Annotated in this window: 1 pseudogene; it reads left to right on the top strand. The window is 65.5% G+C overall.

Annotation, left to right across the window (positions count from 1 at the left end):
- Window positions 1–265, top strand: a pseudogene (locus ACNAVT_RS31890) (IS110 family transposase); the annotation flags it as partial.
- Window positions 266–290 lie beyond the last annotated feature (25 nt).

The following is a 290-nucleotide window of genomic DNA, read 5'->3' on the forward strand; positions in this document are numbered from 1 at the left end:
CCGCGCCTACTTCGACGCGAAGAAAGCCGCCGGGAAGACCTCCATGGAAGCCATGCGCGCCCTCAAACGCCGGCTGTCCAACGTGGTCTACGCCCGCATGATCGAAGACCGGAAACGACGGCAGGTGGCAGGCCCGGGAGGGCACTCGGGGACGACTCTGCAATCCAGCGTGACCGACCTGACCCCGGACATCGGCCCTTCGGACAAGCCACTTCCCGGACCCGCCACCAACCACCCTAAACCCCTGGCGTCAGCGGCGACTTGACATAAAGGGGTGCCATGAGCGGATG

Source organism: Micromonospora sp. SL4-19 (assembly GCF_047921475.1).
Lineage (GTDB): Bacteria > Actinomycetota > Actinomycetes > Mycobacteriales > Micromonosporaceae > Micromonospora.